Source organism: Streptomyces sp. NPDC016851 (genome assembly GCF_055562795.1).
Genome location: NZ_JBVHEP010000036.1, coordinates 14739 through 29851, shown reverse-complemented (window position 1 = coordinate 29851; position 15113 = coordinate 14739). Strand labels below are relative to the sequence as shown.

The 15113-nt window shown below is 72.5% G+C and carries 13 protein-coding genes; 3 read left to right on the top strand and 10 right to left on the bottom strand.

The genetic code is table 11. The features are described 5' to 3' along the window. Positions 1–60: 60 nt before the first annotated feature. Genes egtD through egtA form a run of 4 tightly spaced genes read right to left on the bottom strand, consistent with a single transcriptional unit; the run spans position 61 to position 4476 of the window. The gene (egtD, locus tag ACZ3I3_RS38215) at positions 61–1023 is read right to left on the bottom strand and encodes an L-histidine N(alpha)-methyltransferase (RefSeq protein ID WP_467372382.1); all 963 of its coding nucleotides are present in this window, start codon (positions 1021–1023) and stop codon (positions 61–63) included. Further along, positions 1020–1811, bottom strand: coding sequence for an ergothioneine biosynthesis protein EgtC (gene egtC, locus ACZ3I3_RS38210; protein WP_467372381.1), 792 nt, complete (start codon positions 1809–1811; stop codon positions 1020–1022). Before egtC ends, egtD begins: the two co-directional genes overlap by 4 nt. Continuing rightward, the gene (gene egtB / locus ACZ3I3_RS38205; RefSeq protein WP_467372380.1) at positions 1811–3166 is read right to left on the bottom strand and encodes an ergothioneine biosynthesis protein EgtB; all 1356 of its coding nucleotides are present in this window, start codon (positions 3164–3166) and stop codon (positions 1811–1813) included. Before egtB ends, egtC begins: the two co-directional genes overlap by 1 nt. Next, complete coding sequence (gene egtA / locus ACZ3I3_RS38200; RefSeq protein ID WP_467372379.1) at positions 3163–4476, bottom strand: ergothioneine biosynthesis glutamate--cysteine ligase EgtA; 1314 nt, start codon at positions 4474–4476, stop codon at positions 3163–3165. The genes egtB and egtA overlap by 4 nt, the downstream gene beginning before the upstream one ends. A 291-nt stretch (positions 4477–4767) precedes the next feature. On the opposite strand from egtA, the gene ACZ3I3_RS38195 reads away from it, so the two are divergent. Further along, the gene (locus ACZ3I3_RS38195) at positions 4768–5616 is read left to right on the top strand and encodes a TIGR02452 family protein (protein ID WP_467372378.1); all 849 of its coding nucleotides are present in this window, start codon (positions 4768–4770) and stop codon (positions 5614–5616) included. Here the strand turns inward: ACZ3I3_RS38195 and ACZ3I3_RS38190 are convergent. Both ACZ3I3_RS38190 and ACZ3I3_RS38185 read right to left on the bottom strand, forming a co-directional pair. After that, complete coding sequence (locus ACZ3I3_RS38190; protein ID WP_467372377.1) at positions 5579–6025, bottom strand: type II toxin-antitoxin system PemK/MazF family toxin; 447 nt, start codon at positions 6023–6025, stop codon at positions 5579–5581. The two genes, ACZ3I3_RS38195 and ACZ3I3_RS38190, sit on opposite strands and share 38 nt — an antisense overlap. 73 nt (positions 6026–6098) lie before the next feature. After that, on the bottom strand, positions 6099–7523 hold the full coding sequence (locus ACZ3I3_RS38185; protein ID WP_467372376.1) for an amidase: 1425 nt from the start codon (positions 7521–7523) through the stop codon (positions 6099–6101). A gap of 239 nt (positions 7524–7762) precedes the next feature. Between ACZ3I3_RS38185 and ACZ3I3_RS38180 the strand changes: the two genes are divergently transcribed. After that, on the top strand, positions 7763–9151 hold the full coding sequence (locus ACZ3I3_RS38180) for a glycoside hydrolase family 43 protein (RefSeq protein ID WP_467372375.1): 1389 nt from the start codon (positions 7763–7765) through the stop codon (positions 9149–9151). Positions 9152–9533: 382 nt separating this feature from the next. Here the strand turns inward: ACZ3I3_RS38180 and ACZ3I3_RS38175 are convergent, their stop codons facing one another. From ACZ3I3_RS38175 to ACZ3I3_RS38160, 4 genes are all read right to left on the bottom strand, one after another. Next, positions 9534–10535: a 2-hydroxyacid dehydrogenase gene (locus tag ACZ3I3_RS38175; RefSeq protein ID WP_467372374.1), complete on the bottom strand. Its 1002-nt coding sequence runs from the start codon at positions 10533–10535 to the stop codon at positions 9534–9536. A 101-nt stretch (positions 10536–10636) separates the two neighbouring features. Next, positions 10637–11698, bottom strand: coding sequence for an L-idonate 5-dehydrogenase (locus ACZ3I3_RS38170; RefSeq protein ID WP_467372373.1), 1062 nt, complete (start codon positions 11696–11698; stop codon positions 10637–10639). A 71-nt stretch (positions 11699–11769) separates the two neighbouring features. After that, positions 11770–12543 carry an SDR family oxidoreductase gene (locus tag ACZ3I3_RS38165; RefSeq protein ID WP_467372372.1) on the bottom strand — a complete coding sequence of 258 codons (774 nt, stop codon included), beginning with the start codon at positions 12541–12543 and terminating at the stop codon, positions 11770–11772. Then, positions 12540–13424: an NAD(P)-dependent oxidoreductase gene (locus ACZ3I3_RS38160; RefSeq protein WP_467372371.1), complete on the bottom strand. Its 885-nt coding sequence runs from the start codon at positions 13422–13424 to the stop codon at positions 12540–12542. Before ACZ3I3_RS38160 ends, ACZ3I3_RS38165 begins: the two co-directional genes overlap by 4 nt. A gap of 201 nt (positions 13425–13625) precedes the next feature. On the opposite strand from ACZ3I3_RS38160, the gene ACZ3I3_RS38155 reads away from it, so the two are divergent. Next, complete coding sequence (locus ACZ3I3_RS38155; protein WP_467372370.1) at positions 13626–14969, top strand: MFS transporter; 1344 nt, start codon at positions 13626–13628, stop codon at positions 14967–14969. Positions 14970–15113: the final 144 nt, after the last annotated feature.

Sequence of the window (15113 nt, the reverse complement as noted above, 5' to 3'; positions counted from 1 at the left end):
AACAGCGGCGAAGCGCGAGACGTCGTCTCCCGCCCGCCGCCGTCCAGGGGGCCGGTGGTGTCAGCGCACCACGCTCAGCGACAGCGCGAACCGGCCCGCCTCGTCCGTCCACCAGTGGGCCAGGTCCAGCCCCGCCGCGAACAGTTCACCCCGCACACCCTCCTGCCGGAACTTCGCCGACACCTCGGTGCGCAGCGCCTCTCCCGCCGCGAAGTCGACGGCGAGGCCGAGCGCCGGCACCTTCACGGTCTGCGCCGTTCGGGAGCGCAGCCTCATCTCGATCCACTCGTGCTCGGCGTCCCACAGGGCCAGGTGGTCGAACGCGGCGGGCTCGAAGTCGGCGCCCAGCTCGCGGTTGATCACAGTGAGCACGTTCTTGTTGAACGCGGCCGTCACCCCGGCCGCGTCGTCGTACGCCCGGACCAGCACCTCCTCGTCCTTGACCAGGTCCGTGCCCAGCAGCAGGGCGTCGCCCGGGGCGAGCAGGGCCCGCACGGACGCCAGGAACGCGGCGCGCTCGGTCGGCAGCAGGTTGCCGATCGTGCCGCCGAGGAACGCCACCAGCCGGGGCCCCGGCGTCTCCGGCAACGTCAGTTCCGCGGTGAAGTCGGCGATCAGCGCGTGCACGTCGAGCCCCGGCCGCTCGGCGGCGAGCGCCTGCCCCGCCTGGGTGAGGGCGCTCTCGCTGACGTCCACGGGGACGTAGGTGTGCAGGTCCGTCAGGGCGTCGAGCAGATGCCGCGTCTTCTCCGAGGAGCCGGAGCCGAGCTCGACCAGGGTGCGGGCCCGGGTCGCCGCGGCGATGTCGCCCGACCGCGCGACGAGGATCTCCCGTTCGGCGCGTGTCGGGTAGTACTCGGGCAGTTCGGTGATCTTCTCGAAGAGGTCGCTGCCGTGCGCGTCGTAGAACCACTTCGGCGGCAGCGTCTTGGGACGGCCGGTCAGACCCCGGTGGACGTCGGCGCGCAGCGCGGCGTCCGTGGCGTCCTCGGGCAGGGTGCGGGTGAGGTGGAACGGGCTCACGTACGGGGCTCCTTGGGTGAGGCGGGCACGAAGGTGTCGGCCGGCTCCTTCAGCGGCGTGAGCAGCACGTCCGTGCGGCTCGCCGCGAGCAGCGTGCGGTCGGGCACCTCCTGCCAGTGCGGATCGTCGTCGTAGGGCTCCGAGGCCACGACGGTGCCGCCGCCGGGCCGGGTGAGGTACCAGAGGGTGTCGCCCCAGGCGGTCGCGGTGACGGTGTCGCCGTCGGTGAGCAGGAGGTTGAGCCGGGAGCCGGGGGCCGCGGCGGCGACCTCCAGGACCGTGTCGGCCAGCGCCTGGCCCTGCTCGTCGCCGCTCCTGAGCCGGGCCAGGACCAGGGCCCACACGAGCGCCGAGTCGTTGCGGGCCTCCAGCGACAGCAGGTCCTCCGGCGGCAGCGTGCGGGACACGGGCGCCAGCGAGCCGGGCCAGCCCTTGACCGCCCCGTTGTGGCTGAACAGCCAGGTCCCCGCCGCGAACGGTGCCGCCGCGGCCTCCGCGTCCGCACCCGACAGGGTCGCGTCCCGCACCGCGGCGAGCAGCGCCGTGGACCGTACGACCCGGGCGAGATCGGCGAACGACAGGTCCGCCCAGATCGGCCCGGCCCGCCGGTAGCGCGCCGGCACCGGATCGCCCTCGGCGTACCAACCGACGCCAAAACCGTCGGCGTTGACCGTCCCGTACCGCTGCCGCCGGGGCGCCCACGACTGCCGGTACAGGCCGTGCGGGGGCTCCACGAGGAACCGGCCGAGCGGCTCCGCCGGTCCCACGTACGCTACGTGACGGCACATCAGACGTCCTCCGAGCGGGCCGTGCGGAACCCGGAGAAGATCTGCCGCCGGATCGGGTGGTCCCAGTTGCGGAACGTGCCCCGGCAGGCCACCGCGTCCACGGCGAACGAACCGCCGCGCAGCACCTTGTAGTCGGACCCGAAGAAGACCTCCGAGTACTCCTTGTACGGGAACGCCCTGAACCCCGGATAGGGCAGGAAGTCGCTCGCCGTCCACTCCCACACGTCGCCGATCAACTGCCGTACGCCGAGCGGTGACTCGCCGGCCGGGTAGCTCCCGGCGGGCGCCGGACGCAGATGCCGCTGGCCGAGGTTGGCGTGCTCGGGCCCCGGGTCGGCGTCGCCCCACGGGTAGCGCATGGAGCGGTCGCCGGCCGGGTCGTACCGGGCGGCCTTCTCCCACTCGGCCTCCGTGGGCAGCCGGCGTCCCGCCCAGCGGGCGTAGGCGTCGGCCTCGTACCAGCACACGTGCAGCACCGGCTCGTCCGGCGGTACGACCTCGGTGACGCCGAACCGCCGCCGCATCCATTGCCTGCCGTCCCGCCGCCAGAACAGCGGGGCCGAGATGGAGTTCCGGCGGATGTGGGCCCAGCCGTCCGCCGTCCACCAGCGCGGGTCGTCGTAGCCGCCGTCCTCGATGAACGCCTGGTAGGCGCCGTTCGTCACCGGTGTGGTGTCGATCCGGAAGGGCGCCACCTCACGCCGGTGCGCGGGGCGTTCGTTGTCCAGGGCCCACGGCTCGTCGGAGGTGCCCATCGTGAACGGGCCGCCCGGGACGAGGACTTCGGACGGGCCGGTGAACAGCGGCACCGGCTCCGGGTCGGGAGCGGTCAGCGCCTGCGGCCCCCGGCGCAGCTGATGCGTGATCAGCATGGTCTCGTCGTGCTGCTGTTCGTGCTGCGCGATCATCCCGAAGGCGAACCCGGCCTCCGTCAGCCGCGTCCCGTGGAACGCGGCCTGCTCCAGCACGTCCAGGGCGCGGCCGCGGACATCGGCCGCGTACGTGCGTGCCTCGGCCGGCGACAGCAGGGGCAGCTTGGGCCGCTCGGCCCGCGGATGCTCGAAGGCGTCGTAGAGGCCGTCGATCTCGGGCCGTATCGCCTCGTGCCCGGCGACGGCCCGCAGCAGCCACTGCTCCTCCTGGTTGCCGATGTGCGCCAGGTCCCACACGAGGGGCGACATCAGCGGCGAGTGCTGCGCGGTCAGGTCCGGGTCCTCGACGCAGCTCGTCAGCAGGGTGGTGCGGTCGCGGGCGAGAACCAGCGAGGCGACCGCCCGCTCGCGCAGGACCTCGGGGTCGCGCAGAACCTCGGGGTCGGTGGTGCCGGGGTCGACGGCCGGGCTGGTGTCGGTCATGAGCGCGGGTCCTTCCCGTGGGCGCGACCGTCCGTGCCGCGCTGTCGGTCGAGCAGGTCGTCGGCGGGGCAGCGGCCCAGGACGACATGGCGGTCCAGATAGGCCGTGACGGCCTCGACGACCTCGGGCCCGGCGCCGATCCGGGGCAGGGCGTCCAGCGCGGCCGTGAAGCACGTGACGGCCACCTCGCGCAGTTCGGCGTCGGCCAGCCCGTTGCGGGCCGCGTCGACCCACAGCGGGTTGTGCGGCGCGGGCAGTCCGAGAGTGCGCTCGGCCAGCGGCTTCACGGCCCGGTAGGCGGTCTCGGCGGCCTCCGGGTCGTCGAACAGCGCCGCCGTCACGGCCAGCGGCACGATCCAGCCGTCGTCACCGGGCTGCGCGTCGATCATGCGCAGTTCGAGGTGGCCGCGCGGCCTGACCGGCGGGAACAGCGTCGTGACGTGGTAGTCGAGGTCCTCCCGCGTGGGCGGCCGGGGGACGCCCGTGCGGATCCACTCGCGGAAGGTGAGCCCCTCCGGGACGTCCCAGGGCCCGCCGTCGCGCCGTACGCACATCACCGGGGAGTCCAGCACGTGCCGGGCCCAGGCGCCGCGCGGGTCGGCGTCCAGGGGCGGTCCGCCCGCCCGGCCGGCGCCGATCCGGGTCCACACCAGCTGCCGGGTGGACAGCCAGCCGGTCGGCCGGTGACCGGCGAGCGGGGAGTTGGCGAACGCGGCCACCAGGACCGGGCCCAGGTGATGGGCCAGCCACCAGCGCCGCACATGACCGAGGGGTCCGGGCTCCTCGTGGCCGGCGTCCACGCACACCTGCACGGAGGCAGAGGCGCACATCATGGCGCGGCCGGAGGGGCCGTTGCGGTCGAGGCAGGCCTCCATGGCGTCGTAGCGCGGTTCGCGCAGGAACCGGCGGGGTTCGTGCCAGGGATCGTGGCCGAGGCCGACCAGCGTGAGGCCGTTCTCGCGCAGGACCGCGCGGACGGCGTCGAGGTCGGCGGAGACGGTGGCGATGACTTCTGTCAGCGAGTCGGCGGGGGGCGAGCTCAGCTCCAGCTGGCCGCCGGGCTCCACGGTGAGCGCCGACCTCAGGGACAGGGGCCGCAGTGCGGCGTAGGCCGCGTCGAGTCGTTCGGGTGTGACGGGGAGCTGCGGTGCGCGCAGCTCGTGGACGAGCCATTCCACCTCGACGCCGAGGCGGCGCGGTGGGCCGGTCTTGAAGCAGATGCCGCGGACCAGAGCTTCGACCTCGGCTTCGGACAGGGCGGTGTGCGGCTGGGTACAGCCACCCGCCGGGGCAGTGGGCGCATCGGACATGTCGGGATCCTCCTGAGATTCCACCATGCCACCGGTTCGGGCACTTCGGCGGCCCGGGCCGGGATCACTCGTCCCACCCAAGTCCCTCGTGTCGCTCGGCACAAGGGGGCGAACCAGGGCGTTCCGGCGCGGTCATCCGGGCCGACCGGGCGTTTCCCGGCGCTTCCCCGGGTGTTCTCCCATGGCGAAAACTCCGTTGCACCGCACGTCCGGCATCACCCACCATGCCTGCGTGAGCACGACAAGACCGACCGCGCGGCACGCGGTCACGGCGCACACGGGGGTGGCGCCGTGAGCGCGCGCCTGCGCGGTGTCGCGCAGCAGACCGAACAGATCGTGGCGGCGGGCGCCTACCGGGCGCCGGACGGGCGCGAGGTGTCCCTCGCGGCCGAACTCCGGGCGGCCCGCGAGGGCACGCGCATGTACGGTCCGGAACCGGTGCCCGTGCCGGTGTCCGGGCCCTCCGTTCAGGTGACCCGGATGCTGGTCGAGGTCACGGGCGAGAGCAGCCTGGAGGCCGCCCGCCGGCTCGGCGGACATGTGGCCGTACTGAACTTCGCCTCGGCCCGCAATCCCGGCGGCGGTTACCTCAACGGCGCCCAGGCCCAGGAAGAGGCCCTGTGCCGGGCCTCCGCGCTGTACACCTGCCTGCTGCGGGCCCGCGCGTTCTACGACCACCACCGCGCCCACCGCGACCCGTTCTACACGGACCGTGTCATCCACTCACCCGGCGTGCCCGTCTTCCGCGACGACCGGGGCCGCCTGCTGGACGAGCCGTACAGCGCCGGCTTCCTGACCGCGGCGGCGCCCAACGCGGGCGTGGTGCACCGCACGGCACCCGAGCGGGCCCCGGAACTGCCGCGGGCCCTGGCCGTCCGCGCCGAACGGGTCCTGGAGACGGCCGCCGCCCACGGCTACCGGCGCCTGGTGCTGGGCGCCTGGGGATGCGGCGTCTTCCGCAACGACCCGGCGCAGGTCGCCGGGGCGTTCCGGACGCTGCTGGAACCCGGCGGGCGCTTCGCGGGGGCCTTCGAGCACGTGGTGTTCGGGGTGCTGGACCGGACGCCCGGCGCCGCGGTGCGGGGCGCTTTCGAACAGGCTTTCAGTTCCAGCCGTAGCGCTCCCGCAGCCGGTGCCTGACGAGGTTGAACCGCATACGGTCCAGGGCGCAGGCCTCCCGGCGCATGCCGTCCTCGTGCAGACGCAGGACCCGGTCCACGTCGACCCACGACTCGCGGCCCGACCGGTCCCACGGTCCGCTGCCGATCGGCACCCACTCCCGATCGCCGTCATGCCGCTTGCTGGACAACTGCACGGCGAGGAACGTCCCCGCCGGCTCGCGGGCGACCACGAGCACCGGGCGGTCCTTGCCGCGCCCGTCGTTCTCCTCGAAGGGCACCCACGTCCAGACGATCTCGCCGGGGTCGGGGTCGCCGTCGTGCGCGGGCGAGTACTCGGTGCGCACCCGGCCCACCTCGCGCGGATCGGCCTGAGTGGTGGCGGAGGGGCCGGAGCGGCCCGGGACGTTCTCATCGGTAATCGCGGTCACGCGGGCACCCTAGACGTTGCTCCCGTGCGCCCGGCCACCGCCCGGTCCGCCCGGCGAAACCCCGCAGGGTCGCTCAGGCGGCGGCCGAACGTTCGGCGACCGGCGGCGCAGGCCACTTCTCGTGCCAGCGCAGCTCCGCCTCCAACTGCGCGGCCACCTGCACCAGCAGCGGTTCGCTGTTCGCCGGGCCCAGCAACTGGGCCCCGACGGGCAGCCCGTCCGCCGTGAAACCGGCGGGCACGTTGACGCCGGGCCAGCCCAGCACGTTCCACGGCCAGGCGTACGGGCAGGCGGCGATCATCGCCCGGTCGGTGGCGAAGCCGCTGAGCTCCAGCAGGGCGCCGATCCGGGGCGGGGGAGCGGCGGTGGTCGGCGCGAGGACGACGTCGTACGAGGTGAAGAACCCGCCGATACGGCCGTGCAGGACGGCCTCGGCCCGCCGGGCCGCCCGCAGCGGTGCCCCGCCGAGCAGCCGCCCCAGCCGGGCCGCTCCCAGCGTGCGCCGGTCCAGCAGTGCCGGGAAGGGCGCCTCGGCCACCCGCTCGGCGATCCCGGCCGTCGCGCGCGGCACGAAGGTCAGCCCGATCTGCCCGTACGGCGGGTCCGCCTCCTCGACCGTGTGGCCCAACGCCGCCAGCCGCTCGGCGAGTTCAACGACCCGGGTCCGCACCTGAGGCAGGAGCCGGGCGGGAACCGCCGTGAACGGCGGCTTGAGGGCGAGGGCGATGCGCAGCCGCCCGGGGTCGCGGCCGACGGCGGCCGAGGCGTCGACGGCCGGGGGCCGGTGCGGGTCCAGCGCGTGGTTGCCGCTCGCCGCGTCCAGCAGCAGGGCCGCGTCGGCGACCGTACGGGCCAGGGTGCCGTTGACGGTGATGCCCTGGAAGGACTCGCCGCGCGGCCAGGTGGAGACGCGGCCGCGCTGCGGCTTGATGCCGACCAGATGGGTCCACGCGGCCGGGATCCGCACCGACCCGGCCCCGTCCGAGCCGAGCGCGGCGGGCACCAGACCGGCGGCGACCGCGGCGGCCGAGCCGCCCGAGGAGCCACCCGGCGTATGGGCCGTGCTCCACGGATTGCGCGTGGCGCCGAAGGCCGGCCCCTCTGTGAAGGGCCACTGCCCGAACTCGCAGGTGTTGGTCTTGCCGACGATCACGGCCCCGGCCGCGCGCAGCCGCCGCACGGCCTCGCCGTCCTCGGCGACCGGCGGGAACTCCCCGCAGCAGCCGAAGGCGGTCGGCTCCCCGGCCACATCCATGTCGTCCTTCACGGCGACGGGCACCCCGAGCAGCGGCCGCCGCACACCCGCGGCGAGCTCCCGGTCGGCGGCCTCGGCCTCGGCGAGAGCCGCCTGAGCCCGGACGATCCGGAAGGCGTTGATGCTGCCCTGCGTCGCCTCGATCCGCGCCAGCGTCCGCTCGACCAGCGCCCGGGACGTCACATCCCCGGCGGCCAGCGCGCGGGCGGTCTCCGCCAGGCCTGCGGGACGGTCGAGCGTCATACGGACACCTCCGGAAGCGACCTCTCTACCGAACGGTAACGTCCGATGGCCGGCAGCGGAACGCCGACGCGGGAGTGGAAATCCACCCACCGGCCACATCTACCTCACTGGGCTCATCCGCTCCTGTTCAAACCATTGACGCCTCCCTGCCTCGCCCTTACTTTCTGTTCCCCCACGTCTGATCGAGTTGCCGAACCTTGTTCGGTATATCGATCCCTGTGTCTCAGGGAGAGCCGCCCGTGACCTCACACCCCGCCGCCCCGTCCCGTCGCACGCTCCTGCGCGCCCTGGCCGCCCTGCCCGCCTCGGCGGTGCTCCTGGGCGAGACGCCCGGACTGCTCGGCAGCGCCCTGGCCGCGGCGCCCCCCAACGGCTCGGCCACGCGCTACACGATCGTGCCGTTCCTCGACAGCAACGACGGCACGGTCAACGTCTACCAGTCGGACGACGCCACCGACTTCCGGCTGCTGCGCTCCTCCGCCTACACACCACCCGCGAACCGGATCCGCGACGCGAGCGTCATCAGACACACCGACGGCTACTACTACGTCACCTACACCACGCACACCTGGCAGGACACCAGCAGGACCATCGGCTTCGCCCGCAGCTCCGACCGCGTCAACTGGACGTTCCTGTACGACTACACCGTCCCCGTCGCGAACCTCTCCCGCGCCTGGGCGCCCGAGTGGTTCGTCGACAGTGACGGCAGCGTCAGCGTCATCGTGTCCTGCTCCACCACGAACGACGAGTGGATCTTCACGCCGTATCTGCTGCGCGCCACGAACTCCGCCCTGACGGCGTGGAGTTCACCCGTGGCGCTCGCGGGCATCGGCGCCAACCACATCGACACGTTCATCGTGAAGATCGGCTCGACGTACCACGCCTTCCCGAAGAACGAGACGACGAAATACATCGAGTACGCCACCGCCTCGAACCTCACCGGCCCGTACACGATCCGCAGGACGGGCGACTGGGCGGGCTGGGGCAGTTACCGCGAGGGCCCGGCGCTGGTGCGGCTCGACAACGGCGGCTGGCGCATCTTCTTCGACGGCTACGGCGACCACAGCTACTACTACTCCGACAGCTACGACACCTTCGCCACCTGGACGGCACCGGCCGCGCTCCCCGGCATCTCCGGCACGGCCCGGCACTTCACGGTCGTCAAGGAGACGGTCTCCGGCGGCCCGAGCCTCGCCCGCAACACCACCCGCTCCTTCCGGTCGGCCAACTACTCGACCCGCTACTGGCAGCAGCAGTCCGCACTCCTCAACCTGCCCGTGGTCAGCGGCGCCGGCACCACCGCCGAGAAGCAGGCCGCCACCTTCACGGTCGTCGCCGGCCTGGCCGACGCGAGCGGCTACTCCTTCCGCGACGCGGCCGGCAACTACCTGCGTCACTGGGACTTCCGCGCCCGTTTCGACCCGAACGACGGCACGAGCACCTTCGCCAAGGACGCCACGTTCATCCTCCGGACCGGCACGGCATCGGGCGCCGTCCGCTTCGAGTCGTACAACTACCCCGGGCGCTACCTGCGCCACTACGCCTACCAGCTCCGCGTGGAACGCGCCGACGGGACGGACCTGTTCCGCCAGGACAGCTCGTTCGTGCCGGTGGCTGCCTGGGCTTGACCTGCACCCGTGCTGACCTGGGCAATTGCGCTTGGGGTTGCGGAGTACTTCCCTGGCAGTAGGCGTCGCTGCCGTCGATCGAAAGTGGATCTTGGTGATGCGCTTGCCGCGATGCCACGGCGACGAGGCGACCTGCACGGCGTCCACTGGGTCGACCGGGAGAAGCCACGGCGCTGGGCCCGGGGCGGTGCCGCTCTGCACGGTGTTCGACGAGGATGGGTCGCACGACCCGCTGCTGAATTCCTGCTGTATGCGGTCGTCCTGCTGGCCGTCGGTACTGCTCCTGCTTGGCATCGTCAAGGACGGCATGCACACCATCGACCAGATCCGCACACCGAGGTTCATGTCCGCTTGCGAGAAGGCGTGACTCGTCGGACAGGGCTCACTGCTCGGGCAGGCTCGGGGTGCCGGGCAGTGGGGTGAGTGCGGGGTGGCCGTCCAGGACCGCTTCGATGTTGCGGGCGGCGAGTTCCACCATGCCCGCGCGGGTCGCCTCGGTCGCCGAGCCCACGTGGGGCAGCACCACGAGGTGCGGTTCGTTGAGCAGGGGGTCGGACGGGTCCGTACGCGGCTCGTCGGTCATGACGTCCAGTCCCGCCGAGTGCAGATCCCCGCCGCGCAGCGCCGTGAGGAGGGCTTCCTCGTCCACGACCCCTCCGCGGCCGGTGTTGACGAGGGTCGCGGTCGGTTTCATCAGGGCGAGTTCGGCCTTGCCGATCATGCCCTTGGTCTCATCCGTCAGCGGCGTGTGCACCGATACCACGTCGCTGGTGCGCAGCAGTTCTTCGAACGGCACCCAGTGGGACAGCTCGTCGTCCTCCTTGCGCCGCGGGTGGTGGTGCTGTACGCGTATGCCGAAGCCGGCGGCCCTGCGGGCGACGGCGCGGGCGATCTGGCCGTAGCCGATCAGCCCCAGGGTGGCGCCGTGCACGTCGAGGCCGAGGAAGGCGTCCATGCGGAAGGCGCCCCATGCGCCGCGGCGCAGCGCGTCCATGCCGGCCGGGAGGCGGCGCCGGGCCATCAGGATCAGGGCCATGGCCACGTCGGCGGTGGTGTCCGCCAGCACGTCGGGGGTGTGGGTGACGACGATGCCGCGTTCGGCGGCGGCCGCGACGTCCACGCCGTCGTAGCCCATCGACGCCAGGGCCACGACCCGCAGATCCGGTCCGGCCGCGTCGAGCAGCGAGGCGTCGACGCGGTCGCTGCCGAGGACGAGCAGGCCCTCGCAGCCGCGTACGACTCCGGCCAGCTCAGCCGGTGTCGGAGGCTGCGGGCCCGTCCACGCGGTGACGTCGAAGCGGGTGGCGAGGTGCCCGACGCCGGCTCCCGGAAGGGCGGTGCGGCTGACCGCCACGCGGGGGCGGCGAACGGAAGTGCCGGACATCGTGAACTCCTGACTACACGGGGAATGAGGCGACCGGGGGACAGGTCCGCCCAGTCCGCACGCCCGGGCGTGCATGTGGTGGCGGGGGCCGGGGCGCCGCGTCAGGCCACTCCCGGCTCACCGAAGTCGAGCAGTACCTTGCAGGAGCGGGCGGGGTCGGCCGCGAGCTCGAACGCCTCCTGCAGGTGGGCCACCGGCAGTACGGAGGTGACCACCGGCTCGGCCGGGAGGCGACCGTCGGCCAAAGCGGGGAGAACCTCGGCGAGTTCGGTGTCGAAGCGGAAGGAGCCGACGAGCCGCAGTTCGCGCGTGATCAGCGCGTTCGCGGCCACCGGAGTGTCCCCGGGCGGCAGCAGGCCAAGGCCCACGACGAGGCCGCCCCGGTCGACGCCGTACACGCAGGTGCGCAGTCCGGCCGGGTTGCCGGAGGACTCGATCGCCAGGTCCGCGGCGAGTTCGTCCAGTCCGTCGCCGGCGCCGACCCGTACAGCCGAGGTGGCGCCCACCTGCTTGGCGACGGCCAGAGGAGCCTCATGAACATCGGTCACGGTGATCTCGGCGGCACCGGCGGCCCGCAGCGCCGCGACCACCAGGCAGCCGATGGGGCCGGCGCCGGTGACCAGTACCCGCTTGCCGCGTACGTCTCCGGCCTGGCGTACGGCGTGCCAGGCGACCGCGGCCGGCTCGGCCACCGCGGCCAGTCGCAGGTCCAGGCCCTCGGGAAGCGCGAGCACCCGCTCGGCGGGCACGACGAGGACGTCGGCGAAGCCGCCCTGGACGTGGGGGTTGCGGGCGGCGCTGCCGAGGTAGCCGGTGTCCAGGCAGGTGTTGCGCCGGCCGGCGAGGCACTGCCGGCACCGGCCGCAGGACGCCAGCGGGTGCACGGCCACCGGCGTGCCCGGCGGTGGCGCCTGGGTGCCGGGGCCTGCCTCGCGGACCCGGCCCACTATCTCGTGGCCCAGGACCAGTGGTTCGCGCAGCCGGAACTCCCCGACCGCTCCGTGGCGCCAGTAGTGCAGGTCGGAGCCGCAGATGCCGCCGTACCGGATGTCGACCGCCACCTCGCCCGGACCCGGTGCCGGGACCGGCCGCTCCTCCAGGCGCAGGTCGCCCGCGCCGTGCGCCACCACGGCCCGCATGGTCGCCGATTCCCTGTCGTTCATGTCCTCGTCCCGCTCTCTGCCGAACGGCTCGGCTGCTTCGATTGGCTGCGTGCGATGGGTGGGGGTGTGGATCAGACGACCGCGGTCAGTCCGCCGTCGACGGCGATCACCTGGCCGTTGACGAAGTCCGACGCCGGCGCCGCGAGCCACACCAGCGTGCCGGCCAGGTCCTCCACCGAGGCCCAGCGACCGGCCGGGGTACGGCCCCGGATCCACGAGTCGAAGGCGGGGTCCTCCACCAGTGGGCGGGTCAGCTCGGTCACCACATAGCCGGGGGCGAGCGCGTTGACGGTGATCCCCGATCCGGCCCACTCCGCGCACATACCGCGGGTCAGCATCGCCAGGCCGCCCTTGGAGGCCGCGTAGGCGGCGATGCCGGGCCGGGCCAGCCACGTCTGGACGGAGCAGATGTTGACGATCTTGCCGTAACCGCGTTCGACCATCCCGGCGGCGACCGCGCGGCCGACGAGGAAGGCGCTGGTCAGGTTGGTGTGCAGCACCCGCTCGAAGTTCTCCGCCGAGACCTCCAGCAGCGGCTCACGGTGCTGCACACCGGTGTTGTTGACGAGGATGTCCAGCGGGCCGATACCGTCCTCGATCTCCCGGACGGCGTGTCGTACGGCCGCCTCGTCGGTGACGTCGAAGGCCGCCGCGTGCACCTTGGCCCCGGTGCGCTCGGCCAGCTCCTCCCGGGCGCGCTCCAGTGCCGCGGTGTCGCGGCCGTTGAGGATGACTTCGGCGCCCGCTTCGGCCAGTCCGGTGGCCAGGGCGGCCCCGATGCCCTTGCTGGAGCCGGTGATCAGGGCGCGGCGGCCCGTGAGGTCGAACAGGGCGGAAGCCTTCACGGCCGTACCTCCAGGGGAGCGTAGTAGTGCATCAGCGCGGCGTTGTCGGCGGCGCCGTGCCCGGCCGCGGCGAGCCAGCGGTGCAGTTCGGCGACGGCGGTGGTGACGGGGAGCGGCACACCGGCCGAGCGCGCGTAGTCGCGGGCGGCCTCCAGGTCCTTGACCATGTTGCTGACCCGTCCGGTGGGTGAGAGGTCGGCCTCCGCGAACTTGACGAAGAACTCCTGCAGCAGCGCCGAGTCGGCCCTGCCTCCGCTGAGCGCGGCGAGCACCTGCCGGGGCGACAGTCCGGCAGCCCGCACCAAGGCGGTCGCCTCGGCGAGAGCGGCGAAACCGACGCCGACAAGCACCTGGTTCACGGACTTCACCAGCTGACCGGAGCCGGCCGGGCCGAGATGCGTCAACCGGGATGCCACCGCACCGAGGACCGGCAGCGCGCGCTCGACATGCTCCTCCTCCCCGCCGAGCATCAGGGTCAGCTCACCGCTTTCGGCGCCTGGCGCGCCGCCGGACAGCGGGGCGTCGACCCAGCCGGCGCCCAGCTTGGCGGCGCGTTCGGCGAACTCGCGGGTGCGTTCCGGGTCGATGCTCGACATGTCGATCACGAGGACACCGTCCGGTGCCGCGCTCAGTACCCCGTCCGGCCCGAAGACCACCTGCTCCACGATGTCGGCGGTGTTGAGGGAGAGGATCACCACTCCGGAGCCGGCGAGCAGGGCCGGCGACTCGGCGGTGAGGGCCCCGTCCTGGGCGAGGTCGGCGACCGCTGGCGGCCGAATGTCGTAGACGCGCACCGCGCGCTCGCGCCTGAGCAGTCGGCGGGCGATCGCGGAGCCCATGACTCCCAGCCCGGCGATGGCTACGTCTGTATGTACTGACACCCGACCTCCTGAACCGAATGCTGTCATGAGGACAACATATTGGACGTGTGAAGTATGGGTGAGCAACCTCAGTGACGTAAAGAGGGGGCTGACCGTCAGTTGTGGACAGCATATTGGCATCGGTGCCGCATGCTGTTACGGTCCCCGTCGTCCCCAGATGAACGGCGTGTGACACGTCCGTAAGACGGAAGGGCGGCATCCATGACGGTGCCCACGACGACCTCCTCCCCGCCCGCCGAAGGCGACGGCACCCACACGACCCCGGGATTGCGCCGTGCCCTTTTCACGAGTTCGGTGGGCAGCGCCCTCGAGTACTACGACTTCGCCATCTACGGCATCGCCTCGGCGCTGGTGTTCAAGCACCTCTTCTTCCCGGGGCTCGGCGAAGCCGTCGGGCTCGTCGCCATCTTCGCCACCTATGCGGTCGGCTTCGTCGCCCGTCCCCTCGGCGGTCTCTTCTTCGGCTCGCTCGGCGACCGGCACGGCCGCAAGACGGTGCTGGTCGTCACCGTCGCGCTGATGGGCGGGTCGTCCTTCGCCATCGGGCTCCTGCCCACCTACCACACCGCAGGCATATGGAGCCCGGTCCTGCTGATGGTGCTGCGGCTGTTGCAGGGCTTCGGCGCCGGAGCCGAACAGGCGGGCGCCTCCACCCTGATGGCCGAGTACGCCCCGCCGAGCCGACGAGGTTATTACGCCGCTCTTCCCTTCGTCGGCATCCAGGTCGGCATGCTGCTCGCCACCGCCCTGTTCATCCCCCTGGCGCAGCTCGACGAGGACGTCCTGTTCGGCTGGGTGTGGCGGGTGCCCTTCCTGTTGAGCGCGGTGCTGATCCTGGTCGCTGTCTACATCCGGCTGAAGCTGGAGGAGAGCCCCGCCTTCGCACAACTGGAGGAAACCGGAGAGGTCAGCAAGCGCCCGTTGCGCGACCTCATGGTCAAGAGCCGCCGCAATCTGTTCATCACCTTCGGGCTGCGGATGGCCGAGAACGGCACCTCCTACCTGTACTCCACCTTCAGCATCAGCTACGTCACCGCCGTGGTCGGCGTCTCCTCGTCCGTCGGCCCGCTCGCGGTGGCCTGCGCCTCGCTCGCCGGCATCGTCACCATTCCGCTGTTCGGCATGCTGTCCGACCGGATCGGCCGTGTGCCGCTGTACCGCTGGGCAGCGCTTTTCCAGGCCCTGTTCGCCATCCCCGCCTTCGCGTTGATGAGCACCGGCAGCACGGTGCTGATCTGCGTCGTGATCACCGTCGGAATCGGCGTGGGCGTGAACGGCATGCTCGGCTCCCAGTGCGCCCTGCTGGCCGAGCTGTTCGGCGCGCGGCACCGCTACACAGGCGTGGCCATCGGCCGGGAGTTCAGCGCGATCATCGCCGGTGGTGTGGCACCGCTGCTGGGCGCGGCGCTCCTGCTCGCCTTCAACGACTCCTGGTGGCCGCTCGCCGGCTACGTGATCGTGCTCTCCCTCATCACCTTCCTGACGACCTTCGCCACACCGGAGACCCGCGGACGGGACCTCACCGACCCCGCTGACGCCCGCTGACCTCCCCCCTCGAACTGCCCGCCCCGCGCTCTTGATCCCGCTGCCGGGACGCGGGGCGGGCACCCAAGGCCGGTCATCCGGCCGTCCGCCCTTCGGGCGGGCACTCCAGCCAGCCATGCAAGAGCCACGCCATCCCACGCAAGA